16 protein-coding genes are annotated in these 18,739 nt (G+C 73.2%); 10 read left to right on the top strand and 6 right to left on the bottom strand.

All coding sequences use genetic code 11. From position 1 onward, the window contains the following. Window positions 1-154: 154 nt before the first annotated feature. Entirely contained in the window at window positions 155-484 is a 330-nt protein-coding gene (locus AC230_RS06385) for a helix-turn-helix domain-containing protein (RefSeq protein ID WP_049714890.1), read from the top strand. A gap of 453 nt (window positions 485-937) precedes the next feature. Next, window positions 938-3,829 (top strand): AAA family ATPase, encoded by a 2,892-nt coding sequence (locus AC230_RS06380; protein ID WP_049714889.1) that lies wholly within the window; start codon window positions 938-940, stop codon window positions 3,827-3,829. Window positions 3,830-3,985: 156 nt separating this feature from the next. Here AC230_RS06380 and AC230_RS06375 read toward each other — a convergent pair whose 3' ends face one another. Both AC230_RS06375 and AC230_RS06370 read right to left on the bottom strand, forming a co-directional pair. Further along, entirely contained in the window at window positions 3,986-5,101 is a 1,116-nt protein-coding gene (locus tag AC230_RS06375; protein WP_241833096.1) for a cytochrome P450, read from the bottom strand. Window positions 5,102-5,339: 238 nt separating this feature from the next. Beyond that, window positions 5,340-6,392, bottom strand: coding sequence for a ketoacyl-ACP synthase III family protein (locus AC230_RS06370; protein ID WP_049714887.1), 1,053 nt, complete (start codon window positions 6,390-6,392; stop codon window positions 5,340-5,342). Between the two features lie 274 nt (window positions 6,393-6,666). On the opposite strand from AC230_RS06370, the gene AC230_RS06365 reads away from it, so the two are divergent. Beyond that, on the top strand, window positions 6,667-7,020 hold the full coding sequence (locus tag AC230_RS06365; protein WP_049714886.1) for a DUF4357 domain-containing protein: 354 nt from the start codon (window positions 6,667-6,669) through the stop codon (window positions 7,018-7,020). A gap of 61 nt (window positions 7,021-7,081) precedes the next feature. Here AC230_RS06365 and AC230_RS06360 read toward each other — a convergent pair whose 3' ends face one another. Next, entirely contained in the window at window positions 7,082-7,849 is a 768-nt protein-coding gene (locus tag AC230_RS06360; protein ID WP_049714885.1) for a dienelactone hydrolase family protein, read from the bottom strand. A 363-nt stretch (window positions 7,850-8,212) separates the two neighbouring features. Between AC230_RS06360 and AC230_RS06355 the strand changes: the two genes are divergently transcribed. Beyond that, window positions 8,213-9,586: an LmeA family phospholipid-binding protein gene (locus AC230_RS06355; protein WP_078870985.1), complete on the top strand. Its 1,374-nt coding sequence runs from the start codon at window positions 8,213-8,215 to the stop codon at window positions 9,584-9,586. 97 nt (window positions 9,587-9,683) lie between these two features. Then, entirely contained in the window at window positions 9,684-11,039 is a 1,356-nt protein-coding gene (locus AC230_RS06350; protein WP_049714884.1) for a cryptochrome/photolyase family protein, read from the top strand. An 80-nt stretch (window positions 11,040-11,119) separates the two neighbouring features. On the opposite strand, the gene AC230_RS06345 is transcribed toward AC230_RS06350, so the two are convergent. After that, the gene (locus AC230_RS06345) at window positions 11,120-12,694 is read right to left on the bottom strand and encodes an MFS transporter (protein ID WP_049714883.1); all 1,575 of its coding nucleotides are present in this window, start codon (window positions 12,692-12,694) and stop codon (window positions 11,120-11,122) included. A gap of 149 nt (window positions 12,695-12,843) precedes the next feature. Between AC230_RS06345 and AC230_RS06340 the strand changes: the two genes are divergently transcribed. From AC230_RS06340 to AC230_RS06330, 3 genes are all read left to right on the top strand, one after another. Continuing rightward, window positions 12,844-13,863 (top strand): Lrp/AsnC family transcriptional regulator, encoded by a 1,020-nt coding sequence (locus tag AC230_RS06340; protein ID WP_049714882.1) that lies wholly within the window; start codon window positions 12,844-12,846, stop codon window positions 13,861-13,863. A gap of 291 nt (window positions 13,864-14,154) precedes the next feature. Next, a complete protein-coding gene (locus AC230_RS06335; RefSeq protein ID WP_422125553.1) occupies window positions 14,155-14,499 on the top strand; it encodes a roadblock/LC7 domain-containing protein in 345 nt (114 codons plus the stop codon). 72 nt (window positions 14,500-14,571) lie between these two features. Beyond that, window positions 14,572-14,946 (top strand): roadblock/LC7 domain-containing protein, encoded by a 375-nt coding sequence (locus tag AC230_RS06330; protein ID WP_049714880.1) that lies wholly within the window; start codon window positions 14,572-14,574, stop codon window positions 14,944-14,946. Here the strand turns inward: AC230_RS06330 and AC230_RS06325 are convergent. Continuing rightward, window positions 14,935-15,711: an alpha/beta fold hydrolase gene (locus tag AC230_RS06325; protein ID WP_049714879.1), complete on the bottom strand. Its 777-nt coding sequence runs from the start codon at window positions 15,709-15,711 to the stop codon at window positions 14,935-14,937. The genes AC230_RS06330 and AC230_RS06325 overlap by 12 nt on opposite strands. Window positions 15,712-15,767: 56 nt before the next feature. Next, complete coding sequence (locus AC230_RS06320; protein ID WP_049714878.1) at window positions 15,768-16,529, bottom strand: alpha/beta fold hydrolase; 762 nt, start codon at window positions 16,527-16,529, stop codon at window positions 15,768-15,770. Between the two features lie 127 nt (window positions 16,530-16,656). Here AC230_RS06320 and AC230_RS06315 point away from each other — a divergent pair, with 127 nt between their 5' ends. Then, window positions 16,657-17,562 (top strand): LysR family transcriptional regulator, encoded by a 906-nt coding sequence (locus AC230_RS06315; protein ID WP_049715087.1) that lies wholly within the window; start codon window positions 16,657-16,659, stop codon window positions 17,560-17,562. 52 nt (window positions 17,563-17,614) lie between these two features. Next, window positions 17,615-18,730: a GDSL-type esterase/lipase family protein gene (locus AC230_RS06310; protein WP_049714877.1), complete on the top strand. Its 1,116-nt coding sequence runs from the start codon at window positions 17,615-17,617 to the stop codon at window positions 18,728-18,730. Window positions 18,731-18,739: the final 9 nt, after the last annotated feature.

Here is an 18,739-nt window from a genome sequence, read left to right as displayed (position 1 = left end):
TCCGGTCCGATTACGGCGCCGGGTGAATATCCGGTGACAACCGCGACACGGAACAGCGTGAACGCGTTTGCTGCACCGAGCGACAACCGTATAGACCTGGCCCCCACGAATTCGTGACCGGTGAATTCCGGTACGGCTGACGAGGAGACTTCCCATGTACGTCCGGGACGTGAGGCGGTTCCATCGCCTCCTGCGGCTGAGGGGCCTGTCACCGCGGGAACTCGCCCGGCGCATCGGCGTGCCGGAAGCCGTCGTGATCCTGATGTCCGTCGGACGGCGCGACGTGACGCTGACGACGGCCCGTCTCGTCGCGGACGCCCTCACCGTCCCCACCCGGCTGCTCTTCCGTGAAACGGCCCCCGGTGAAGCGGGCCGGCGCCTTGCCGGTGTCCAGTCGCACCGGCCGGATGACGGGAAGACGCCCGAGCAGGCGACAACGCCCCTCCTGCCGCGGCAGCGCACGCCGGGGCCTTGCCGGAACTGACCGGCCCGGCGGGAGCCCGCGCCGCCCGCCCTTTTCTGTCCCTGTCCGCCGCGAGAGTACGGAGCCACCATGACCAGTCCAGCGGAGAACGCCTTGCCAGACCTCGTCCTGCCGGCCAGCGGTGAGGGTCCACGGTGCCCGGTCCACGGGGAGCGCACCGCGGGAACCCCGGATGCAGTGGAAGCGGCCGTGAAGGAGTCCGCCGGCGCTATCCGGCGCTTGCTGGCCGAACTGAGCGAGGTCCTGGACAGGTGGTACGACGACACCCCTCGCCCCGTGCACCGGCACCGGGTGGCCGACCCCTGGACGCCCGGCGGCCCGGTGCCCCGGGAGGCGGGGGGACCAGGCTCCGCCGTCCACCCCTGCCCGGCTTCCCGTACCGACGGCGACGAGCGGGAAGCTGATCGTCCGGACGCCGGCAGAACCGAACGCCCTTGAGACTGGGTACCGTTCATGAGCAATGTCGAAGCGCCGGTCCCCCGTCTGTCCGAAACCGCCGTCCCGGGCCCGGAGTTCGCCTGCCAGGCCGACCCCGCTGTATTCATCGAACGCGAGGAGCACCTGACCGGTCTCCGTTCCACCACCGTCGGACAGTGGGCCGGAGCGGCGGGCGCGGTCCTGATCGAAGGAGGAGCTGGCTGCGGGAAGAGCGCCTTCCTCAACGCGGCCGTCCAGCAACTCACCGCTGCGGGCTCCCTCGTCCTCTGCGCGGGCGGTGCCGGTCCGGGCAGCGGCCCTCCGGACCTCCTGGGCCAACTGGTCCGCAATCGCTCCTTCCCCGACGACCTCCGCGCCGGCCTGGAGCGGACGCCCGACGGCCACCTTCCCGTCGTCCCGGCGGCAGGCCGCCCGGACGAGCGGCCCGACAGAACCGGCAGGCCGGCGCAGGCCCAGCACCTCTGCGCGGCGTTCCAGGCCATCGCACGCACCTCCCGCCTGGTGATCGCCATCGACGACCTGCATAGTGTGGACGACGCCACCCGGCAGTACCTGCTGCACGCAGTCCGCGACTCGGCGAGCGGCAACGTGCTGCTGATCTGCACCACCAACCCCTGCATCCGCAAGGACGCCCCGCTGCTGGACGCCGACTTCCTGAGCCTGCCGCGCTTCCACCGGATCGTCCTGAACCCCCTCACCCGGAACGGCCTCGCGGAGTACCTGGCCGCCTCCCTCGGGCATCCCGCCGACGACGACCTCGTCGATCACTGTCACACGATCACCGGCGGTAATCCCCTGCTGCTCCGCTCGCTCCTCGACGAGGTGCGTGAAGCGGCCGGTCAACGCACCGGCGCAGCACCGGCCCACCGCGCAGTGGGTCTTGTACAACCGGTTGTCGGAGGGCCTTTCCACCGGGCCGCACTGGCCTGCCTGGCCCGTGTGGGAGCCGTGTCCCGGGAGTCCGCCGCCGCCCTCGCTGTGCTAGGCGAGGCCGGTTCCCCCGGCCGGCTGGCCCACGTCGTGCGGCAGGACGTGGCGGCCGCGGCGTGGGACCTCCGGCTGCTCGGCCTGACCGGGCTCACGAACGACGCGGGCCGGCTGCGGCACCCGGTGATCGCGGCCGCGGCACTGGACACGCTGCCCCACGACCACCGCATGGCGCTGCACCTGCGTACGGCCAGGCTGCTGTACGACGAGGGGGCGCCGGCCCTGGAGATCGCCGGTCACCTCCTGGCGGTCGGGCACGGCGAGGACCGGTGGGCGGTCTCCGTCCTGTGCGACGCCGCCGAGGAGGCCCTCGCCGGGGACGACGCGAAGCGGGCGACCGCCTGCCTCGAACTCGCGGAACGCATGTCCGCCGGTGCCCGGCAGCGCCATCCGATCGGCATCCGGCTCGCCCAGGTCACCTGGCGCATCAACCACGCGGCCGCGTCGCAGCGCCTCGCCGAACTCGTCACGGACAGGGAGGAGGGACGGTTCGCCGCACCGCACACCGCGATGCTGGCCCGGCTCCTCATCGCCCGCGGCCGCCTCGGCGAGGCGGCGTCGGCGCTCGCGAGCCTGGCGGGGGGTGAGGAACCGGCGGACCGGGCCCCGGAAGACCCCTGCGACTTCTCAGCCCTCTGGGCGTCCGCCGAGTACCCCGTTCCCCTCGCCCGCGCCGCCCGTTTCGTACCGCAGGGGCAGGGCGACGTGGTGCAGGCCGCGGCAGGGGCGGTGCCGGAGCTGAAGGCCGCGGCGGCCGTGTGGGCCTGGCCGGGCGACGGGACGGGCGACTCGGCTGCCGAGGCGGCGGAACACGCCCTGCGGCACTCCCCGCTCACCGACACCACCCTGGTGCTGCTCACCAACGCCGTCCGGACGCTCGCCCGCGCGGGCCGCTGCGACACCGCCGTGTTCTGGTGCAACAAGCTCCTCGGTGAGACCGAGCGGCGGGACGCACCGGGCTGGCACGCCGAACTCACCGCGGTGCAGGCCGAGATCTCGCTGCTGCTCGGCATGCTGCACGACGCCGCGCACCAGGCGGAAGCCGCCCTGGCGTCCGTGCCGCAGGGAACCGAGAGCGTCTTCGTGGGCAGCCCCCTGGCCACGCTCATCATGGCCCATACCGCCATGGGCCGGTACGACGACGCCCTGGAGAAGGTCAACCACCCTGTGCCGGAAGCCCTGTTCCACAGTGTCTACGGACTCGGCTTCATGCGCGCCCGCGGCCACTTCCACCTGGCCACCAACCGGCTCCTGGCCGCCGTCAACGACTTCACCACCGTGGGCCGCCTCGCCGAGCGCTGGGGGCTGGACCGCCCCGAGATCCTCCCGTGGCGCAACGACGCGGCCCAGGCGTTCCTCCGGCTCGGCGACGGGGCGAAAGCGCGGCAACTGGTGAGGGAGCAGTTGGCGCAGTGCCGCTCCGGCAGCGCGCAGGTCCGCGGGGCCATGCTCCGGACGTGCGCCAGGACGGTCGGCGGCGCCGACCGGATCCGGCTGCTGGACGAAGCGGCCGAGGCCCTCCGCACGAGCGGTGACCGGCTCGAACTGGCCCGCGCCCTCGCCGATCTCGGCAGGACCCACGAGGCCGAGGGGGACACGGTGCGCGCCGGCACCCTCATCCGGAGGGCGTGGCGGCTGGCGGAGGAGTGCGGGGCGAAGGCCCTGTGCGACCAGATCATTCCGGGTGGTGGCGAGGGCGAGTTCGCGGGCAAGGCCCGGGGCAGGCTCAGCGAGTCCGAGATGCGTGTCGCCGTCCTCGCGGCACACGGCAACACCAACAGGGAGATAGCGGCCAAGCTCTACGTGACCGTCAGCACGGTCGAGCAGCATCTGACGAAGGTGTTCCGCAAGTTGGACATCACGCGGCGTCAGCAGCTCCGTGCGCGGCTCCAGGAGGAACTGCGGGGGCCCGTGGCGTGAAGCGCCGCTCTCGTCGGGCCGGCTCGGGTAGGGGCGAGCGGGCGGCCGGCCGGATCGTTCGCCGGCCGGTCGCCCCGGGGGTGTTCATGCGGTCGGCGAGGGGCGAGGCGGTGTGCCGGACGGCTCGGCCGTCCGGCACACCGCCTCGCCGGGGGGTCATTGGGGGGTGAAACGGCACGGCAGGCGCCGGATCCCGTCGATGGAGGAATTGGACTTGTACTCCGGCTCTCCCGCCTCGATGTCGGGCAGCCGGCGGAGCAGCGTGCCGAAGAGCGCCCGCAACTGTCCACGGGCGAGCTGGGCGGCGAGGCAGAAGTGGGCTCCACCGCCGCCGAACGTCAGATGGGGGTTGGGGTCACGGCTCAGGTCGAAGCGCCCCGGGTCCGGGAAGACCGAGCCGTCACGGTTGCCGGAGGCGTAGAACATCACCACTTTCTCGCCGGCTTTGACGGTCTGTCCGCCCAGTTCCGTGTCGATGGCCGCGGTGCGGCGGAACGTCATGACAGGCGTGGCGTAGCGGAGGATCTCCTCGACGGCGGATCCCATGCGGCCTTCCAGGTCCTCCATCAGCCAGTCTCTTTGTTCCGGTAGGTCCGTGAGGAGTTTGAGCCCGTGGTTGATGGTCTGCCGTGTGCTGTCGTAGCCCGCGATGCACAGCAGGACGAACAGGTCGACGATCTCGGTGTCGGTCAGCCGCTCTCCTTCGGATTCCGCCTGGACCAGTACCGTCATGATGTCGTCGGTCGGGTGGGCCCGTCGCCGGGCGGCCAGGTCCAGTGCCATGTCGCGCAGGAAGCGATTGCCTTCCACGGCTGCTTTCATGAGGGCGAACCCGTCCTCGGTCGTCGTGTCGGGTGTGGCCGCGACCAGGGCGATCGCCGCCGCGACGACGTCGTCCCGTCGGTCGCCGGAGATTCCGACGGTTTCGGAGATCACCCGCATCGGGAAGAGCGAGGAACACTTCTCGACGAAGTCCGCCCTCCCCTCGGAGCATGCGGCCAGTTCGTCGACGACCTCGCCGGCGAGCGCCTCCATGATCCCTTTCAGCCGGGCGACGCTCTTGAGGGTGAAGGCGCTGCTGATCAGCCGTCTCAGCTTGGTGTGCCGGGGGTGGTCCATGGCGAGGATCGACAGCGATCCGTCGAAGCCTCCTTCGGGGATGTCCTCGAACAGGACGCCTGCCCCGGCGATGAACACCTTGTTCTGACGGCTGACGGTGACGATGTCCTCGTGCCGGACAACGGCCCAGAATCCGTCCCCTTCGCGCGGCACGGAGACTCCTTCGACGGGCGGGTGCCAGGACACCGGTCGTTCTTCGCGGAGTACGGCGTAGGACTGCTCCCGCTGGGCTGCAGTCCGGGACCAGAAGGCTCGCGACGACAGGTCGACGGGATCGTATGGCCTCTCGCCCTCGGCGGTCGGGCAGCGGTCGCCAAGCATCAACCCTCCAGAACGTACCAGTGAGTGTGTGTGCAGCGGTGGGAGTGCGGCCGGACGTGAGCGGAGTCCGTCACCGGTCGTTCTGTCCGTCCGTTCTCGCCAGCCAGTGTGGGCGGTCGGTGATTTCGACGACTGCGGCGGCGATGCCCAGTCCCGGGCCGTATCCCATGAGCAGGACCCGGTCGCCCGGGCCGATCTCGTGGGTATGGAGAAGGTGGTCCAGGGAGAGCAACTGATCGCTTGCCATGACGTGTCCCACTCGGCAGCCGTATTCCCAAGTGGTCTGCTCCATGCGGAACCCCAGGGCAGTGGCCCCGGCGCGGACGTTCTTCACGCTGCCGTGCGGAAAAGCCACTCGCTTGATGTCCCCGATATCAATTCGGGCTTCGTCGAGGGCAGCGGCGAGCAGTTCGTTCTGCGCCTGCCTCGACTTCGACACCAACTCGGAATAGTCTCCTCCGCCGAGGCGGAACTCCTCCATCCTGGCGCCCAGGTCGAGTTTTTGCCCGGTGGGCAGCGTGGACGGATTCAGCGACTGGGTTCCTCTGTGCACCGCTTCTATCCCGGGCACCGTCATGGATGTGACGGACAGCAGCCGGGCGAATCCCGGACTGCTGGTGAGGATCGCGGCCGACGCTCCGTCCCCCAGGATGTATCCCGGGCTCGACCGCCAGCGGTCCACCAGGGGTGAACTCATGTTGTCGGTCGCGGTGATGAGAACCGCCTCGGCAGGGGTTCCTTCGAGATACGCCGCCGCCAGTTCGAGGGCGCCGAACACACCGTTGCAGCCCTGGCGCACCCCGACGGCGAGCAGGTCGCCTCCGACGACTTCTCTCATGAGGTAGGACTGCGGCAGCCAGCCGGCGGGCCCCGAGGGGAAGGAATCGACGTAGAACAGCGCCCCCAGTTCCGATGGATCTCCGGTCCAGCGTTCCAGTGCCTGGCGTGTGGCGCGGACGGCCATTTCCGGAGCCGGGGTGTCCTGGGCGACGGCCACCCCGATGAACCCCGATTCCTCCGCCACCGCGGCGTCCAGCAGCCCGTCCTCGATTGCCTGTTGCACGTCGGCGCAGTCGGGAAGGTCCACCCCGACCGCAGAGATATAGACGCCGGACGTTCGCATACGCGCTCCTCCACTCGAGTACGGCGGACATTTCTCGGCCGGCTTCGCCCGCACCAACTCGTAGCTTTTCCGGGGTATTTCCCTCGGCATGCGCACGATCCGTTGCTTTTCACGCTACCGGCCGGGAAGAGCGCTGTATAACCCCTGTTCGCCCCAGTTCCCGAAGGCCGCCGGTCGGTGTGCGAGAACATTCTTCTGGATGACCGGAGTTGAGAGAAGGTAAAGTGGTTCCGCAAACCACTCCGCGTGGTGCGGCAACCTTCCGGGAGCCTTTATGCCCCTGCTCAGTATTTCTTTCGACTCCACCGTTCTCGCGCGACTGGCCGACGCCGACGGCGACGAAACCGTCCACATCACGCTGACGCCGGGCACCGGGGCCGTGGTGGCGCCACCGCCCGTCGTTCCCCACGGCGCCCTCGCCGGTCTGATGCGGGCCGGGCTCCTGCACCCTGGTGCCGTGCTCACCTTCGACCGGTGCCGGGCCGACCGCTTCAGCCGCGCCGTCGTCACTCCCGACGGCCGGCTCGCCGAGGCCGCCACCGGCCGTCCCGTCGACGGCTGGACGCTGTGGCGCCTCTCCGACGGCCGGACGCTGGACGACCTCCGCCGCGGGAGGCGGGCCGTGTGAGGTGGTGGCGGGCCGGGGGTCCGCCTCGGCCCTCGGGGCGCAGCACGGCCCGCCCGGGCCATCAGCTCCGCGGAGTCGTCCGGGGGCCCGTGCCCTGCCCGCCCGGCAGGGTGCGCCCGAGGAGCGGGAGCAGACGGTCCCAATGACGCCGCAACCCAGCGGCGTTGAAGGCGTCGGTGTCGGTCATGGTGAAGCCGTGGACGGTGCCGGGGTAGATCTCGGAGGTGTGGTCGACGCCCGCGGTGTCCAGGACGCGGTTGAGGTCGTCGAGCGCCTCGGGCGTCAGGTCGGATTCCGCGTGGCCGAAGTGGGCCGCGGCGGTGAGGCGGCGCAGGCTGTCGGGGCCGTCGGCGCCGACGGGGGCGTGGAACGCGGCGACGGCGGCCACCCGGCCGGGGTGGGCGACGGCGGTGCGCGTCGCCAGGAGGCCGCCGAAGCAGTAGCCGGTCACCGCGACCGGTCCGGCGTCCACCTCGGGGCGGGAGGTGAGGAAGCCGAGGTACGCCTCGGCGTCGCGCAGGGTCCGTTCGGCGGTGTGCGCCTCGATCAGGGGCATCAACTGTGCGATGAGCGCGGGCCGGGCGTCTTCTCCGATGTGCGCGGGGAGTTCGACCACCGGCGTGGGGCCGTGCCGGTGGAAGACGTTGGGGACGAGGACGTAGTACCCGTGCCCGGCCAGTTCGCGGGCCATCTCCCGCAGCACGGGCCGGATGCCGAAGGCGTCCGGGTACATCAGCACCCCCGGGTGCCGCGCGCCGTCGTCGGGGAAGGCGGCGAACGCGTCGGCGCGGCCGTCAGCGGTGGGGATCAGCAGGGTCGTGTCGGGCATGAAGTCTCCTGTCGTGGTTGACGTTTCGGTTCTGTGGTCTGCGGTCAACACGACGGGGGGCGGGGCCCGTGCGGGAGCGCCGGGTTTCCGGCGTACGGCGCTCAGGGGAGCACCGGATCGCCGATCCGTGGGTGGCGCGAGGCCGTTCCGGTCGTCATCGGCGCACAGCGTAGTCCGCGGGTGGGGAGGTGCGCGTGAACGGTTCCGCGAGTCCGTCACCTCGCCCGGGCGCCGGACTGCCCCGGCGTACGTCCCTTCGCCCACGGCTCGTCCGGCGCCGTCGTTTTCGGACGTACCGCTGGTAGCCCTTGCGGTCGAGGGGAGCGCGCGTGGTGGGATATGGCGATGCGAACCCCCACACGCATGCATTCCCGTCCCCGCAACCCCTATGAGGAACTCGCGTCCCTGGCCGACCCCGACCCCCACGCGGCCGCCGACGCTCCGCCCGACACCGGATCCGGCACCGTGCCCGGATCCGGCACCGCGCCCGGCACTGCCGACGAGACCGGCGCCGCCGTCACCCAGGAGATACCGGCGCCCCCGATACCGGAGACACCGGAGGACATACCCGAGGATCTGCTCGCCCCCGGGACCACCGTTCTCCCCCTCGGCCCCGGACGCCCCGCGCCCGACGACGACACCCCGTGGTCCCCGCCCGACCACCGCCGTCCCCGGAACCGCCGCCGCGCCGGACGCGGCCGCCGCCGTCGCCGCAACCCGTTCGCGGGCCTCCCCCGCGCGGCGAAGCTGCTGTGCGCCCTCTCCGTGTGCGCCGGGTTCCTCGTCCTGGCCGACCGGTGCGCGGCGATGTACGCGGAGAAGAAGGCACGGCAGGCTTTGCAGGAGCAGCTCCATCTGGCGGCCGCTCCCCAAGTGGACATCCACGGTTTCCCGTTCCTCACACAGGTCCTGGACAAGCGCCTGGAGCGGGTGGACGTCACCGTCCCGCACGTGGCCGCCGACCGCGTGTCGCTCGCCAAGGTCCACGCCAGCGCGCGGGACATACGGTTGAAGGGCGACCTGCCGAGTGCCGTGAGCGGCGCGGTCGTCGGCGGCCTGGACGGCGAGATCACGCTCTCCTTCGCGGACATGAAGCGTGAACTCGCCGCGTCGGAGGTCACGTTCAGCCGCCGGGACGGCACCACGGTCGGCGCGGACGGCACGGTGACCGTCGCCGGGCAGCAGCTGCGCGTCCGGGCGCGGGCCCGGCTGCGGCTCGTCGGCGACCGCGGTCTGGCCACGGACGTGGAGGGCATCAGCCTCGACGTGCCCCGCGTCGCCGCCTACCGCTCCGGCAAGGGGCGGGGTCTGACGCTCCACCGGGAGACCGCCGAGCGCATCGCGCGGGACGCGGCGCGGGTGAAGGCGCTGTTGTCGGTGCCGGCCGTGGTGAAACGGCTCGGCGTGCCGGAGAGCGTGGTCGAGACGGCCCTGCGGGACGAGGAGAAGCTGCACGAGCTGGTGGGCACGCCCCGGTTCGTCGAACGGCTGACGCGGGTCAACCTCGTCGACGCGGTGGTGGAGCACCCCGCGCTGCTGTCGAGGATCGGTGTCGACCCGAAGCTGATCACCGGTCTGATGCACGTCCGCCCGCCGGAGCTCGCCGAGCCGCTGTCCTTCTCGTTCACGCTCCCCGATGAGGCGCGCGAACTGCACCTGCGGGACGTCCGGGTCGAGGAGGACGGCATCGTGGCCACGGTGTCGGGGACGGAACTGGCGGTGGGGAAGAAGGGGTAGCGCGCGCCCTCGGGCCGCCGGCGGAGGGGCGCTCGTCACGCGGCCGGGCGAGCCGGTGTGCGGGGCCGTGGGGCCGGCCGCCGCCTAGGCTCGGGTCATGCGCACCGCCGTCGCCCTGTTCACGTCCGATCTGCGTCTGTACGACAACCCGGTGCTCCGGGCCGCGGCCGGGGGTGCGGACCGTGTGGTGCCCCTCTTCGTGCTGGACGAGGGTGTCGGGAGGGCCGGTTTCGCCGTGCCGCGCCGGGCCGCGTTCCTGGCCGGCTGCCTCGCCGATCTGGACGAGGGGCTGCGGGCGCGGGGAGGACGGCTGGTGGTGCGCGAGGGGGAGGTGGTGGAGGAGGTGTGCCGGGTCGCCGGGCAGAGCGGCGCGGACGAGGTGCACGTGGCCGCGGGGGTCAGTGCGTACGCGCAGCGCCGTGAGGAGCGGCTGCGGGCCGCGCTCGGGCGGGAGCGGAGGCGGCTGACCGTGCACGAGGCGGTGACGACCGTCGTCCCTCCGGGCGGGCCGGTGCCCACGGGCAGGGATCACTTCGCGGTCTTCACGCCGTATTTCCGCCGCTGGTCGGCGTGGCCGGTGCGCCATGTGCTGGCGGCGCCCCGGCGGGTGGAGGTGCCCGACGAGGTGGCGGGCGCGCCCCTGCCCGTCGCAGACGCCGCGTACGCCGTGCCGAAGGGCGGTGAGGGCGAGGGCCGGCGGCGGCTCACCGCCTGGCTGCGCGGCGGGCTCGCGCGCTACGCCGAGCTGCGCGACGATCTCGCGGCCGACGCGACGTCACGGCTCTCGCCGTACCTTCACTTCGGGTGTCTGTCGCCGGTCGAGGTGGTCACCCGGGTCCGGGGGGCCGGCGGCCCGGGTGCGGAGGCGTTCGTGCGCCAGCTGGCCTGGCGGGACTTCCACCACCAGGTGCTGGCCGCGGTCCCCGGGGCGGCGGTGCGCGACTACCGTGCGCGGGAGGTGCGGTGGCGGTGCGACGCGGACGAGGCCGGCGCCTGGCGGGAGGGGCGCACCGGTTTCCCCGTGATCGACGCGGCCATGCGCCAGCTCGCCGGGGAGGGCTGGATGCACAACCGGGCGCGGCTGCTGACGGCGTCGTTCCTCACCAAGACGCTCCTCCACGACTGGCGGGAGGGCGCCCGGCACTTCCTCGGCCTGCTGGTGGACGGGGACGTGGCGGACAACCAGCTCAACTGGCAGTGGGCCGCCGGTACGGGGACGGACACGCGCCCCGGCCGCGTCCTCAACCCCCTTGTCCAGGCGCGTCGTTTCGATCCGGACGGCGCGTACGTGCGCCGCTGGGTGCCCGAACTCGCGGACGTTCCCGGCCGGTTGGTGCACGAGCCGTGGCGGCTGGGCGGGGCGGAGCGGGCGCGCCTGCGCTACCCGGAGCCGGTCGTGGACCTCGCGGCCGCGGCGGCCCGCTTCCGCGCGGCGCGCGGCCGGGGACAGTAGCGCGGAGCCGGACCCCGGGCGGCCCGCGACTGCGGTCGGGGCGTTCCGGGGTCCGGCATGTCCCGCTCGGGGACGGGCGGTCATCCCTTCCGTGCGGGCTCCTTCGCCGGTGCCGCCGGCTCGCCCGCGGCTGGGTGCGCGGCCGGGCGGGGGCGTGCCGGGCGTACGAGGGCGAGGACGAGCACGGCTCCGGCCACGGCGGCGCCGGCGGACCACAGGAAGACGTCCTGGAGGCCGGCCGCGAAGGCCCGGTGGACCAGGTCCTCGGCGGTCGCGCGGTGGGCCTGCGGGGCGGCCGCGACGAGGCGTTGGGCCTGGCCGCCGGCGAGGGCGGAGGCGGCGGCGTGCGCGTCGGGGACGGCGCCGGCCAGCTCGGTCCGGGCCGTGTGGGTGAAGACCGCGCCGAGGACGGCGATGAACAGGGTCATGCCGAGCTGGCGGAAGGTGTTGACGGCGCCGGCCGCCATCCCCATCCGCTGCGGCGGCACGCTGCCGGTGGCCGCCGACACCAGGACCGGGGTGGACAGTCCGACACCCGCTCCGGCCACGGCCAGGCCCGCGGCGAGGGACCAGCGGCCGGCGTCCGCGGACATGCCGTCGTACAGCAGGTACATGCCGGCGGCGACGAGGAGCAGTCCGGCGCCGATGGGCAGGCGCGGGGCGACGCGCTGGACGTGCCGGCCCGCGACGGCGGCGACGAGGAAGGAGAGGACGGCCATGGGCATCAGGGCGACGCCGCCGGCGACCGGGCCGAGGCCGAGGACGGACTGCAGCCAGAGGGAGACCAGGACCAGGCAGCCGAAGGCGCCGCCCTGGAAGAGCAGTGCGCCGCCCATGAGCCCGGCGAAGGCCGGCCGGCGCAGCAGGCCGAGGTCGAGCAGGGGCGGTCCGCCACGGCGCGCGAGACGCGTCTCGGCGAGGACGAAGGCCACGAGTGCGGCCGCCGCCACGGCGAAGGCCGTCAGGACGGTGGCCGAGGTCCAGCCGTCCTCGGTGCTGCGGATCAGCGCGTAGGTGACGGACGCGGCGGCGAGGGTGAAGGTGACCGCGCCGGCCGCGTCCATCCGGCCGCGCTTCCCGGCGGTCTCCCCGGCGGCGTCCGTGCGGTCGGCGCGTATCACCCGCAGGGTCAGCCAGATCGCCACGGCGGCGACCGGCAGGTTGACCAGGAAGATCGCCTGCCAGCCGATGTGTTCGGTCAGCAGGCCGCCGAGGACGGGTCCGGCGGCCGCGGCCGCGCCGTTGACGGCTCCCCAGACGCCGAACGCGGTGCCCCGGTCGCGGCCGTGGTAGGTGGCGCCGAGGAGCGCGGCGGAGGTCGCGAACATGGCCGCGCCGCCGGCCCCCTGGACGGCCCGCGCGGCCACCAGCACCCAGGCGTCGGGCGCCAGCCCGCAGCCGAGGGAGGCCAGGGCGAAGGCCGCGAGGCCCAGGACGTAGAGCCTGCGGTGGCCGAAGAGGTCGGCCGCCGAGCCCGCCGCCAGCAGCAGGGCGGCCAGCGACAGCGCGTAGGCGTCGACGACCCACTGGAGGGACGAGAACGAGGCGTCGAGGTCGTCGGCCATGCTCGGGAGGGCGACGTTCACGATCGTGACGTCCACGAGCAGGATGAAGGCGCCCAGGCTCACTGCCACCAAGGGCCACCATTTACGCATTGCGGTTGTCTCCCATCGGGTCTCCCCCGTCGGTCCGGGGCGCGCTTCGTCTCGCCGCGCCCTCTCCCCGGAAGCCTCCGGGTGGACGGACCCCGTCCCCAGCCGGCGGCCGTCCGGCGGCGGAATTCGACATCTCGTACCGTGGAGCGGTGAATCTCGACAACCGGCGGGTCGTCCTGCCCCCGCTCGACACCGAGCAGGACCAGCTCCTGGCGCACGCGCTGCAGATCGACGGGCGGGCGCCGTTCCGCCGGATCGCCGAGGTGCTGGGCGTGTCCGACCAGACCGTCGCGCGCCGCTACAGCCGGCTGCGGTCCGCGGGGACGCTGCGGGTGGTGGGCCTGACGGATCCGCTGCGGCTGGGCGAGGTGCCGTGGTTCGTGCGGGTGCGCTGCGCGCCCAGTGCGGCGGGGGCGATCGGGGAGGCGCTGGCCCGCCGGCCGGACACCGCGTGGGTCAGCCTCACCTCCGGCGGGACGGAGATCGCCTGTCTGGTCCGCCCGCGGACCACCGGCGGCGGGGACACGCTCCTGCTGGAGAAGCTGCCGAGGACGCCGCAGGTGGCGGAGGTGAGCGGGCACTGTGTCCTGCACGTCTTCTTCGGCCAGGACCTCAGCCTGCTCACCAAGTCGGGCCCGCTGACGGCCGCGCAGGTCGCCGCGCTGCGGCCCGCGAACGCGCCGGACAACCTGCTCAGCGACCCGGCGCCGGCGTATCCGCTCGACGAGGCGGACCACCGGCTGCTGGACGTGCTGGCGCGCGACGGCCGGGCGGCCGTCGGGGAGCTGGCGGCGGCCACGGGCCGGCCGCCGACGACGGTCCGGCGCCGGATGGCGGAGCTGCGGGAGGCGGGGGTCCTCTACTTCGACGTGGACTTCGCCCCGCGCGTTCTCCAGCGGAATTTCCGTGCCGCCCTGTGGCTGAATGTCGTGCCCTCGGACATCGAGGCGGTCGGGGGCACGCTCGCCTCCCACCCCGAGGTGTCCTTCGCGGCCGCCACGACCGGGGACTTCAACGTCTACGCCAGCGTCACCACGCCCGACGCCGGCGCCTTCTACCGCTACCTCACCGGGCCGGTCGCCGCCCTCCCGGGCATCCTCGGCACCAGCACCGCGCCGATCCACCGCGCGTTCAAGTGCGCGGGGCCGCTGGAGCGGCGGGACCGCTGAACGAAACGTCGCTTTCCGGCCGTTGGCAACCTGCATTGGTCTGTACAAGTGCCGAGGGAAATTGCCGAAACCCTCCCACCCCAGCACTCTTTTCGATTACCTTCCGTCGCAACGGACACGCCATTGGTAATCACCCTCGGCCGGAGAGGACTGTGTGACCGTGCCGTGCACCCGCCCGAATCCGCCGATCCCATGATGAGACGCGCCTTGAGGCAGTTCGCCGTGAGGAGACAGTCGATGACCTCAGCACCGCCCGAAGTCCTCGCAGAGTTACAGGAATTACGGATCAGGGTGCCCTACCTGACCGGCGCCATGGTCGCGAGCACGGACGGGCTGGTGATCGCCCACCTGCTCGCGAAGAACGCGGAGCCCGACGGCGTGGCCGCGCTGACCGCCGCGGCCCTGGGCGTGGGCGCGCGCCTGACGGAGGCCGTGGGCCACGGGGGCTTCCGCGAGCTGCTGGTCAACGGCGAGTTCGGGTACGTCGCCACCTACGCGGCCGGGGTCTCCAGCGTCCTGACCCTCCTGGCCACCGCCGACGCGAACGTCGGCCGCCTGAACCTGGAGGCCCGCCGGGCCTGTCCACGCCTCGCCGCGCTGATCGACGGCGCGCTGCAGCAGCGGCCCCGGGTCTAGTGGCGGCGTTTCCCGCCGCCGCGCCCCGCCGCCCGTTCACCTTCCACCCACAGACCGGAAGCAGGCATTCCCATGTCCAACACCGAGACCGCACTCAAGGAAGCGATGAGCTCGATCGAAGGGGCCATAGGCGTGGCGCTCGTCGACTACGGCAGCGGCATGGCCCTCGGCACGCTCGGCGGCTCCCAGACCATGGACCTGAACGTCGCCGCGGCCGCCAACACCGATGTGGTGCGGGCGAAGCTGCGCGCCATGGAGATGCTCGGCCTCCAGGACCGCATCGAGGACATCCTCATCACCCTCAACACGCAGTACCACTTGATCCGGCTGCTGACCGGACGGGGCGGCAACGGGCTCTTCCTGTACCTCGTGCTGGACACGCAGCGGGCCAATCTGGCAATGGCTCGCCACCAGTTGAGGCGCATCGAGTCCGAACTAGAGGTCTGAGACGGCCGCCCGGGCCGCCGCCACCGGCCGGCCCTCCTCGTCCGCCCGCTCCTCCAGGAACGCCGCGAGTTTCGCCGCGAACCCCTCCGGGTCCTCCCCGGGCGCCCCGTGCCCGGCGTCGATCTCCGCGTACCGCGCGCCCTCGATCCCGGCCAGGAGGGCCTGTTGCTGCGCCCCGTCGATCAACCGGTCCTGCGTGCTGGCCAGGACGAGGGTGGGGGCGGTGATGCGGCCCAGGAGCGGGCGCAGGTCCACGCCGAGATCGGTCTCCGTCTGCCGGGCGGCCGTCTCCGGCACGATCATCCCGGTGACGGCACGGACCAGCGCCTCGTGGGCGTCCTCGTCGGTGCGCTCCCAGTAGCGCGGTCCGAACGCCATGAGGGGCACCATGCGGGCGAACAGGTTCGTGCCGTGCGCGGCGTCGTGCTCCAGCAGCGCCAGCCAGTGGCGGAACTCGGCCGCCATGCGGGTGTCCGTGTGGGCCCATGCCGCGTGCAGCGCGAGCGATGCGACGCGGCCGGGCCGTGTGCCGGCTATGTGCGCGGCCACCACGGCGCCGAGGGAGTGCCCGGCCACGTGGAACCTCTCCAGACCCGCCTCGTCGGCCGCGGCGACCACGTGGTCGGCGAGGTCGGCCACGGTGCCGGCGGGGAGGGCCGGGAGGGCGGGGGCGAGGACGGTGAAGCGGTCGGTGAGCCGCTCGGTGAGCGGGGTCCATTGGGCGGGGTCGGCGCCGGTGCCGTGGATGAGGACGAGGGCGGGCATGGCTTCTTCCTTGGCGTCGTGTGGTTGCTGTCGCGAAGTGGTCCGGGGGCTCCGTCTCACCGCGGGAGGAGTTCCCGCAGCACCGCGTTGAACTCCGCCGGGCGTTCCTGGTGCGGCATGTGCCCGGCCCCGGGCAGCACTCTCAGCTCCGCGCCGGGGGCGTGCTCCGCGCACGCCCGCGAGATCTCCACGGGGATGTGGCTGAGCTCGCCGTGGACGTAGTGCACGGGCACCCGCAGCCCCGGCAGCTCCCCGCGCGGGTCGTACGTCGCCGCCTCCCGGTGGTGGGCGTCGATGTGGACGCCGGAGTCCAGGATCTGGCGGACCGTCCAGCGGGCGAGCTCGTCCGACGCGCCGGGCGCGAACCAGCCCGGCACCCACTCGGCCACCGTGCCGGCCCGGTCCGCCGCCAGGCGGCCGAGGAACTCCTCGGCGTCGAAGCCGAGCGTCAGCGAGTGCGCCGGCCCGTCCACGGACACGGCGCCTCCCACCAGCTCCGGGTGGCGCAGCGCCAGTTCGACGGCGAAGGTGGCGCCGACCGACGAGCCGACGACGACGGGCCGTTCGAGGCCGAGGAGTTCGACGAGCCCGGCGAGGTCGGCGACCACGGTCGCGGTGTCGTTGCCGCGCGCGGGCCGGTCCGACCGGCCGCAGCCGCGCCAGTCGACGGTGACGACCCGGTGGTCGTGGACGAAGCCGGCCGCCTGCGCGCCCCAGACCTGCCCGCTCGTCCCCCAGCCGTGGAGGAAGAGCAGCGGCCACCCCGCGCCCTCGTCCTCGTAGTACAGCCTGACGCCGTTGACGTCTGCGTATGCCATGACTTCCGTCCTCTCGGGGGGTGGCCGGTGATCTCCGGCGACGTGCCCAGTCCACCGCCTCGCCCGCCGTCGGCCAATGGCCGGATCGCGCCTACACTCATCACGGGAACTGATCAATGGGGTGGGTGTGGAGATCCGGCAGCTCGAGTACTTCCTGACCGTGGCGGAGGAACTGCACTTCGGGCGGGCCGCCGGGCGGCTGCACATCGTGCAGTCGGCGGTGAGCCAGCAGGTGCGCAGGCTGGAGCGGGAGCTGGGGGTGCCGCTGTTCGCGCGGACGACGCGCGCGGTGGCGCTGACGGAGGCCGGCCGGCGGCTGCTGCCGCACGCCCGGGAGGTGCTGGCGGCGCGGAACCGGGCGCGGGAGGCGGTCGAGGAGCTGCGTGCGGAGCGGGCGGTCACGCTGCGGCTGGGCACGAGCGACGGGCTCGGCGCCCGGCTGGACGGGATCCTGGCGGGTTTCGCCGGCCTGGCCCCGCACGCGCAGCTGGAGCTGGTCACCGCGGCCACCGAGGAGCGGCTGCGCCGGGTGCGCGGCGGCGAGCTGGACGCGGCGCTGCTGCGTGGCGAACGTCCTTTCCCGGGGGTGGAGTTGCTGCCGCTGTGGGAGGACGCGCTGATGGTGGCGCTGCCGGCCCGGCACGATCTGGCGGTGCGCGGCACGGTCGCGATGGCGGATCTGGCGGGCCTGCCCCTGCGCCTGGCGTCCCGTGCGCGCAACCCGGCCCTGTACGACCTGGTGATGCGCTCGTGCGAGGAGGCCGGTTTCGCGCCCGCCCTCGGGCCCGAGTTCACCACCGCGCAGGACACGCTGGCGTCCGTCGGCCACGGACGGCCGTCCTGGACGGTCTTCTACGCGCCCCACGCCGACCAACTGCCCGTGCCCGGCGTGGTCTTCCGTCCCCTGCGCGACCCGGCGCCGGTCATGCGGGCCTTCCTGGCGGTACGGCCGGACCCGCCGCGTGCCGAGCTGCGGGCGCTGATCGAGGCGTGTCACGCCGCGGGGGCGGAGCCGCCCGGGAATCCCGGATGATCTTGTTGGTGTTGTCCCCTGCCGGAACGTGTGACCGAGGGAAAGGCGCGACATGGCCGAGCAGTGGGTGGCGGGGTTCCGCAGCGCGGTGATCAGCCCGTACGAGGAGATCCTGTTCGTCGAGCCGCGGGGCTTCCGGGACCAGACGGTGCGTCAGGTGCTGCGGATGGCGGGCGGCGGCGAGGGGATCCGGGTGCGGCTGTCCAACCGCTACGGCCGTCTGCCGCTGACGGTGGCCGAGGCCCGGGTGGCCGTGCGCGGCCGCACGGACGGGACGGTGCTGCGGTTCGCGGGCGCACCCGGGGTGACGGTCCCGGCGGGCGCCGAGGTGGTGAGCGACGCGGCCGGGCTGTCCGTGGCGGCGGGGGACGCTCTCGTGCTGAGCCTCCACCTGCCGGCCGAGACGGGCCCGGCCACGTTCTCCCACATGCCCGCCGCGACGTCGTACGTGGCGGACGGCAATGTGACGGGGGAGGCGGAGCTCGCGGGGGCGCAGGAGGTGGAGGCGCGGTTCTACGTGACCGGGGTCGACGTGCTCGCCCCGGCCGGGACGGCGGTGGGCGTGGCCTTCGGCGACTCGTGGTTCGAGGGCGTCGGCACGACGCCCGATGCCGACCGGCGCTCCGTCGACGCGCTCAACCGGCGGCTGGAGCGCGGCTGGGTCGTCAACCAGGGCATCGCCGGCAACCGGCTGCTGACGGACGGGATCGGCGAGCACGCCCTGGCGCGCTTCGAGCGGGACGTGCTGTCCGTCCCCGGGGCCACCGCCGTCCTGGTGCACTTCGGGATCAACGACCTGGGTCTGCCGGGCATGACCGGCCTGCCGCCCGCCCCGGCCGACGACCTGATCATGGGGTTCACGGAGCTGGCGCGCCGTGCCCACTGGGCGGGACTGGCGGTCCACGCCGCGACGATCGGCCCGTTCGCGGGCGCCGTGTACCCGGGACACAGCACGCCCGAGGCGCTCGCGGCGCGCCGCCGGGTCAACGAGTGGATCCGTACGAGCGGTGTCTTCGAGTCGGTCTTCGACGTCGCGCGCGCCCTGGAGGATCCCGGGCGGCCCGGCCACCTCCGCGCGGACTTCGACTGCGGGGACGGCATGCACCCCAACGACGAGGGGGCCCGGGCCATGGCCGCCACGGTCGACCTGGCCGCGCTGGGGCTGTGACGGGGGCCG

It is taken from the genome of Streptomyces caatingaensis, assembly GCF_001187435.1.
In the GTDB taxonomy this organism is placed as follows: Bacteria; Actinomycetota; Actinomycetes; order Streptomycetales; family Streptomycetaceae; genus Streptomyces; species Streptomyces caatingaensis.
The sequence above is the reverse complement of the archived record's forward strand: the minus strand, read 5'-3'. Positions and strand labels throughout refer to the sequence as shown.